The sequence below is a fragment of the Binatus sp. (SeqCode) genome (genome assembly GCF_036522015.1).
Lineage (GTDB): Bacteria > Desulfobacterota > Binatia > Binatales > Binataceae > Binatus.
Genome location: NZ_DATDGQ010000395.1, coordinates 1 through 6,590 on the forward strand (window position 1 = coordinate 1; position 6,590 = coordinate 6,590).

At 62.3% G+C, this 6,590-nt stretch carries 7 protein-coding genes and 1 pseudogene; 6 read left to right on the forward strand and 2 right to left on the reverse strand.

Translation table 11 applies throughout. The annotated features are described in order from the left end of the window. Positions 1-531 (forward strand): response regulator transcription factor (locus tag VIW95_RS16790; RefSeq protein ID WP_331588683.1); only part of this gene is annotated, 531 nt, incomplete at its 5' end. Positions 532-734: 203 nt separating this feature from the next. Then, the gene (locus VIW95_RS16795) at positions 735-3,092 is read left to right on the forward strand and encodes a hypothetical protein (protein WP_331588685.1); all 2,358 of its coding nucleotides are present in this window, start codon (positions 735-737) and stop codon (positions 3,090-3,092) included. A 21-nt stretch (positions 3,093-3,113) separates the two neighbouring features. On the opposite strand, the gene VIW95_RS16800 is transcribed toward VIW95_RS16795, so the two are convergent. Together VIW95_RS16800 and VIW95_RS16805 are read right to left on the reverse strand one after the other, a co-directional pair. Then, positions 3,114-3,362 carry a hypothetical protein gene (locus VIW95_RS16800; protein ID WP_331588687.1) on the reverse strand — a complete coding sequence of 83 codons (249 nt, stop codon included), beginning with the start codon at positions 3,360-3,362 and terminating at the stop codon, positions 3,114-3,116. 68 nt (positions 3,363-3,430) lie between these two features. Beyond that, positions 3,431-4,225: a family 16 glycoside hydrolase gene (locus VIW95_RS16805; protein WP_331588689.1), complete on the reverse strand. Its 795-nt coding sequence runs from the start codon at positions 4,223-4,225 to the stop codon at positions 3,431-3,433. A 313-nt stretch (positions 4,226-4,538) separates the two neighbouring features. Between VIW95_RS16805 and mraZ the strand changes: the two genes are divergently transcribed. The 4 genes and pseudogenes from mraZ to VIW95_RS16825 all read left to right on the forward strand — a co-directional run. Beyond that, positions 4,539-4,988, forward strand: coding sequence for a division/cell wall cluster transcriptional repressor MraZ (gene mraZ / locus VIW95_RS16810; protein ID WP_331588691.1), 450 nt, complete (start codon positions 4,539-4,541; stop codon positions 4,986-4,988). Positions 4,989-4,994: 6 nt separating this feature from the next. Beyond that, positions 4,995-5,915 (forward strand): 16S rRNA (cytosine(1402)-N(4))-methyltransferase RsmH, encoded by a 921-nt coding sequence (gene rsmH / locus VIW95_RS16815; RefSeq protein WP_331588693.1) that lies wholly within the window; start codon positions 4,995-4,997, stop codon positions 5,913-5,915. Then, positions 5,912-6,199, forward strand: coding sequence for a hypothetical protein (locus VIW95_RS16820; protein ID WP_331588695.1), 288 nt, complete (start codon positions 5,912-5,914; stop codon positions 6,197-6,199). Before rsmH ends, VIW95_RS16820 begins: the two co-directional genes overlap by 4 nt. Next, positions 6,196-6,590: pseudogene (locus VIW95_RS16825) on the forward strand (hypothetical protein); the annotation flags it as partial. The gene VIW95_RS16820 and the pseudogene VIW95_RS16825, both read left to right, overlap by 4 nt.

A 6,590-nucleotide genomic window follows, 5' to 3' on the forward strand; every position in this document is an offset into this window, starting at 1 on the left:
GTCGCGATTGCCACACAACTGAAACCGAATGTGGTGGTGATGGACATCGGGATGCCGGGAATCGGGGGAATCTCGGCGGCCCGTCGAATCGCCAAAGAAGCGCCGGCCTGCAAAGTGGTGATGCTAAGTCAGTACGACGACGAGGAATACGTGCTCGAGGCGTTCGGCGATGCGGGCGCCGCAGGTTACGTGGTCAAGACCGACGCGGCGGCTGAGTTAGTGAGCGCGGTGCGTGCGGTTCATTCGGGACGGCGATATCTGAGCCCGACCATCGCGCCGATCGTACTCGCGCAGCTGCGCAACGGTGCGCCTGCGAAAACGTCGCGCGCTGCGACTCCTACCCGCCGCGAGCGCGAAGTGCTCAAACTCATTGGCGAAGGCGCGACGACCAAGGAAGTCGCGCAACGACTCGGTATCAGCGTGAAGACCGCGCAGGTGCATCGCGACAACCTCAAGCAAAAGCTCGAGCTGCGCTCGACCGCGGCAATAGTGCGATACGCAATCAAGCACAAGCTGATTCGCATCGACTGAAGTAGAGCTCTTCCGTAAACCTTCAACCCAAAAGACCAAAAGTCCAGTTCCCTTTCCCACTATGGGAAGGGGCTAGGGGTTAGGTTTGCACGCTTCGCGCACCATCATCCGGAAACGAATCTGTTCTCAAAGTGACAGAAAGTCCACATTCTGGTCTGCATAACGTGACATTGTGATGCTGACTACTGCGATAGTCTCAGCCGATGGAGCGGGCCAAGCTAGAGGAACGGCACGCGCGACGCTGGTTCGAACTCGAACCGCTCGCAGCTGAACGACTCGAGCTTCAAACCTCGCCGCGGGTCGCGACCGTCGCCAGCTACGTATTCACTCGCGCGGCCGAGCGCTCGTGGGAAGTCCTGAATCAGCATCTCGAGGAACCACAAGGCGGAGTGTTCTGGATCAGCGGACCGTCGGGATGCGGCAAGACGCATTTCCTTGACTACGCGATCGCGCTGCAGAGGCGGGCTGGCGCACTCGACGCCCAAAACGCGCGACGGCTGGTTTGTGGGCTCGAGCTGGCCGGCCGGATCACCGGCGGCGAAGTCGAAATGTTCGTGCTCAGCGTCCTGGCGGAACAAATCGGCGGCGACCAGCGCTCGGGCGATCTTTTCCGTCAGCTGCGCGGCGCGGCCGCGTTGAATGTTGCGTTGGAGACCGCGCGGCGAACGGGAATCAAGGCGGTGACCGTCGCGATCGATTTTGGAACGTCGCATTGCGAGGCGTCGTCGGATTTTTTCGCGATGCTGGCGCAAGTTGCTGCGGCCTTTCGTCAGGTTAAGTTCACGGTGATCGCGGCCAGCCGCGCCATTCCTCCGGACGCGACGCGTCCGCTGCTGGTCGCGCCGCATGACCCGAACGAGGAAACGACCATTGCGGTCCGGCGCGCGCGCCGGCTTTTGGAGGACACCGAACTCGATGCCGATCACGCGTACGCCGGAATAGATACGGCGGGACTGGCGCCCGATGCGATCTTTCCGTTTCATCCGACGGCACTCAGGGCACTTCGCACAATCGCCAATCGTCCAATTTCGGATGGCGCGCACCCCGCTCGCGCCGCGATCATCGGCTTGTCGCGGCTGGCGCGCGAAGTATTGGCGTCGTCTTCAGGCGATGGCGAATTGCCCGCGCGGCTGATCTATCCGCCCGACCTGACGATGAACGCCGAGATCTCGAAGCTGATCAAAATTCTCCTGCCTGAGGCCGGACGCGCCGCGTGGAAGATTGCGCGCGACACGATCGCCGGTCTGGATTCGTACGAGAAAGACCTCGCGCGCGAAATAGTCGATTCGCTGATCGTGGACAATGTGTGCGGCGCGACCGCAGCGCTCCCGGTCGAGGAACTGAAGTCGCTATTGCCGATGGTCGCTTACAGCACAACCGCGAATGAGCCGGCGGCGGCGGCAGTCCGCGACTTGTTGCGCCGGCTGGAGATCTCGACTGGCGGCGTGATCCGCGTGGAGACTGATGCTGCCCGGTTCGATCCCGCCGCCGCTGGCGCGCCCGAGCTTGCGGCGTTCAACGCGGCGCTCACGCTCGCGCGGGGATTCGATCCAACGCTTGCGATTGCGCGCGACCGCGAGAGTCTCCAGGCGCGCCTGAATCGACTCGACTGTTCGATGGCGCTCGCGGTCGAAGGCGCGGTGCGCACGCGCGAGGTGCTTGCGGCGGCGCTGAGCGAGGCGAACCTCGAAATGCCCGCGGCGAACCGCGCGGCAATCGCAGACTATATCGCGCTGGCGGAATCGGGCGCCGCTGCGATGCTCGAGGCTGCTGCTGATCCAACTTACCTGGCATCGGCAATCCGGGTCGCCGGCGCATACGAAATCCTGGCCGCGGCGGCCGAATCCATCCCGCGAATGCGTGCGATGCGCGAGTACCTGGCGGCGACCGGCTTGCGCGCCGCGCCGGACCAAGCCGCGATCAGAGAAAACGCATGGCAACAATCGGCGATCACTTCGCTGCAGACTGAGTGCGAACTGCTCCGAGTCGAGCTTGGGCCGCGCATCCTGACCGGTCCGCCGCGCAGTCTTGACGCGTTGGAGGCACGCTTTCAGAAATTCAAATGGACCTATGTACAGTGCTACCTGAGCGCGCACGAGCGATGGCTTGAGAAGATGGAGCGGCTCGCGCTGGTGGCGGGTGACGCGCGGCGGTACTTCGACGCGCTCGCGCGGCTCAACGCCATCGCCGCATTGGGGCGGCCCGAAGGCGCGCACCTCGGCGCGCTGGTCGCGGAGGCGAGTGCGCGCGTCGTGCGATGCGAACTGCGGGATGCGATTGCGCCCGAGACGATGCCGCGATGTTCGAGTTGCGGGTTTCGGCTAGGCGCCTCGTCACCGCAGGCGGAACTCGAAGATGCGATGGAAGGGATTCGCCGCGCGCTCGAGATCAAGCTTGCCTCGTTGTCGCAAAATATGATCGCCCGGCTGATTCGCAATCACGACCGCGAGCATCGCCTCGAAGGATTTCTGAAAATCACGCAGGCCGCCCAGACCGACGCGCTGGTCCGCGTGCTCGACGAAAAACTCGCGCGATACCTGGCGCGCGTGCTCGAAGAGTAGGGAGGTAGAAACAGAGCGAAGTTAGCGCGCGGGGGTCGTGCGCTGCTTCTTCGGCTGGCCGGGAGGAAACGCGCTCGCGCGTTTGTGGCGCGGGCGGACGTTGAGACGATCGAGCTGACGGAAGTAGGCATCGCGCGCGATCTCGAGGCCCCACAGCAGCGTAAGGCCCAGTGCGCGTCCGACTCCGCCAGCTACTTCCAATACAAGAGGAAGGCCGCGCAACGGCTCGATGCGAACGTCGACCGCTGCTTTTTCTTGAGTGCTTTCCATCTATGTTCAGACTAAGTTGCCAGGCGCCCGCATGCAACACATCGCGAGCGCCTGGCGAATTCAATCCGCTACGGCGACGCGGATGCAGCCGGCGCGGGAGTTGGTACGCTCTCGCCAGCCCCGATGATTGTGACTTTTATGTCGTCGAATTCCGCTTGCGAATCGTCGCGCGACCACACCCCGATTCTGCCTTTGGCGATTTTGCTGTCGTCGAAATCGAAGATCATCTTGTCATCGTCGTAGCACATGAAATGTCCGCCCTGGGCCACAACCTTGAGGCGGTACCAGGTGTCCTTGTCAGTCGGCACGACGCTCTGCTTCAAGAGGACGAGCTGCCCGGCGGTCACCCGCGAAAGCGCGAAGTAGTCGTTGGGGCATCCGGCGGAGAGCAGGTAGAAGTTTTTTTCATCGACGTAGCGGAAGATGATGCCGCCGGAACAATCGAATCGTCCGCCCGCGGATTTGAACTGCGCTTCGAGCGTAAAATCGGAATACTCAGTCGGATCGGCTTCGATTGCCATTGGGTAATACTCAAGTGCGCTGGTCAGCGACTTGAGCAGACGTCCGGCAGGCAACCCGAACGTATTGGGTTTGCTCGGCGCGCTGGGGTCGGCGATCACCTGCCAGTCGCCTTCGATCGCTTTCCATCCCGCCGGCACTTCGCCCGCCTTATCCTGATCGAAATTCCACACGTGAACTTCAGGCGTCGGCGTGGGCGTCGGCGTCAACGTTGCGGTGGGCGCCACCTCGGCCTTTTTCTTTTTTCCCTTCGAATAAGCGGCCGGGCTGATGACCAGCACCGTCATTAACAGGCCTGCTGCAACGACTGCGGCGCTTCGCAGCCATGAATTTCGCGTCTTCATCTACCCTCTCTCTGCCCCGATGAGCTGAAGCATTCTCACTTTCCGGTTGTAGTGGAGCGACAAACGAATCGGCGCGAGTTTCGCCAATGCGTGCCGTCGCTGTCAAGTTTATCTGTGAAGGCGCAGGCCGGAGCACTCGATTGCCTAAACAAGATGAGCGTCGCGCCGAATAGCCAGTCGATTCCTAGTTTCGCCTTTTCTTCGTTACTGACTAATCGCGCCAATAGTCAGTTTATTACATTCTGAAGAGGCCGAATTGCTTGACTATAGTGGGGCAGAGTGGGATGTTGTGGGACCTTGGGGAGGGAGCACGGTGTTTAGTGGTCGGTTCGACCATTCGATCGATGAAAAAGGTCGGGTAAGTATCCCGGCCCGTTTTCGCGAGATTTTGCAGCGCGAAAATCACGATCGTCTTTATATCACGAATTTCCCATACGACGGAGAGCGATGCCTGGCGCTGTATCCACCGAGTCAGTGGGACAAGCTCAACGCGCAGCTGCAGAACATGCCGCGATTCGATCCGCAGGTGCAGGCGTTTGAGACGATGTTCATTGGCGGCGCGCATGACGTGCCCGTCGATCGGCAGGGACGGATTCTGATTCCGACAAATCTCCGCGACTACGCAAAGCTCGATCGCGAGGTGACGTTCTCGGCGCGACGCGATCATTTTCAACTTTGGGACAAGCAGATCCTCGGCAAGGTTTTGAAGGCCACCGAGGAAAAGATAACCGACCCGGAATTTTTCACGAAGCTTGGTCTGTGACGGACGATGAACCTGGCGGTGATACTCGAAGACGACGCGGCGGACCGGAGGCATGTGCCGGTGATGGTGGAGGAGGTGCGCGGGCTGCTGTCCGCGCACGGTCCGCTCGCGTTCGTCGACGTGACTGTTGGGACGGGTGGGCATGCGGAGGCGATGCTACGCGCCACGAAAGCGCGGATGCTCGGGCTGGATCGCGACGCGGCGGCGTTAGCCGTCGCGCGCGACCGGCTGGTGGAGTTCGGCGATCGCGTTGTACTCGAGCGCGCGGACTTTGGCGAAATCGCGGCGGTCATGAAGCAGCATCACTTCGACGGTGCGGACGCGATGCTCGCCGACCTTGGTATGAGCAGCTACGCACTCGACGATCCGAATCGCGGGTTTTCGTTCAGGCTTGACGGTCCGTTGGATATGCGGATGGACAGCAGGCAGACTCTGCAGGCGAAAGACATCGTCAATGAAGAGAGCGCCGAAGAACTCGCGCGCATCATCTACGCGTACGGCGAGGAGCGCGGCTCGCGGCGGATTGCGCGGATGATCGTCGAAGCCCGGCGTCGCGGACCGATCGAGACCACCGGCGAGTTGCGCGGGATCGTCGAGCGCGCTCTGGGAGCCCATCGGCGCGGCGGCGCGCATCCGGCGACGCGCACCTTCCAGGCGCTGCGCATCGCGGTAAATCACGAAATGGAAAGTTTGGCCGCGCTCCTGCGCGATGGGCCCGGGATGCTGAATCCGGGCGGCCGAATGCTGGTCATCTCGTATCATTCGCTCGAAGATCGTCCGATCAAGGAGCGCTTCCGTGAGCTGGCGCACACGGAACATTACACGGCGATCGCGCGCAAAGTGATCAAGCCATCGTCGGCCGAGATCTCGCGAAACTCGCGCGCGCGCAGCGCAAAAGTTCGATGTATCGAGCGGAGCGCACGATGAGCCCGCGGGTAAAGCCGACCCGGCGGCCGTCAAAGGTTGTGCCGACGGTGCTCGGCGCGCTGATAGCGATCGTCGGATTCGCAACACTGATGACACGGCTGCAAATGACGCAGGAAGGCTATCGGCTTTCCGCGCTGCACGATGAAATCGCGAAGCTGCAGGACGAAAACCGCGGACTGCGCCTGACGGCCGCGCAGCTCGGCTCGCACGAGAGGCTGCGCGCGCTCGCGCCGCAGTATCATCTCGCGCCGCCCGGCCGTGGGCAGGTGGTGATGCTCCCATGAATACATCGTTCAAGCAGCGGCGCGCTCGAATTGGGGCACTCACGCTCACGCTGGCCGCGTTGTTCGGCCTGGCGGTGATCCGGCTGGTGGTGCTGGTGGCGTTGTACGGACCGAAGTTGAACTCGCTCGCGCACAACGAGCATACCGGAGAAACCCAGCTCGCAGCGGTGCGCGGACCGATCGTCGATCGCAACGGCGAGCCGCTGGCATTGTCGGCCGAGACGCGGTCGGTTTACGCGCGGCCCAAGCGGGTGGCCGAGTCGAGCACGCCGGCCGAGCGATCGAAGCTTGCCGCAATCCTGATGATGCTGCCGATTTCGCTCGAATCGAAACTGAACAAGGAAGCGCCGTTCGTGTGGCTCGAGCGCCGGATTTCGCCGGACAAGGCGCA

Excerpts from the sequence above, each read along its gene's own strand:
- VIW95_RS16795 (WP_331588685.1), top strand. The coding sequence starts at position 735 with ATGGAGCGGGCCAAGCTAGAGGAACGGCACGCGCGACGCTGGTTCGAA.
- VIW95_RS16800 (WP_331588687.1), bottom strand. The coding sequence starts at position 3,362 with ATGGAAAGCACTCAAGAAAAAGCAGCGGTCGACGTTCGCATCGAGCCG.
- VIW95_RS16805 (WP_331588689.1), bottom strand. The coding sequence starts at position 4,225 with ATGAAGACGCGAAATTCATGGCTGCGAAGCGCCGCAGTCGTTGCAGCA.
- rsmH (WP_331588693.1), top strand. The coding sequence starts at position 4,995 with ATGAACCTGGCGGTGATACTCGAAGACGACGCGGCGGACCGGAGGCAT.
- VIW95_RS16820 (WP_331588695.1), top strand. The coding sequence starts at position 5,912 with ATGAGCCCGCGGGTAAAGCCGACCCGGCGGCCGTCAAAGGTTGTGCCG.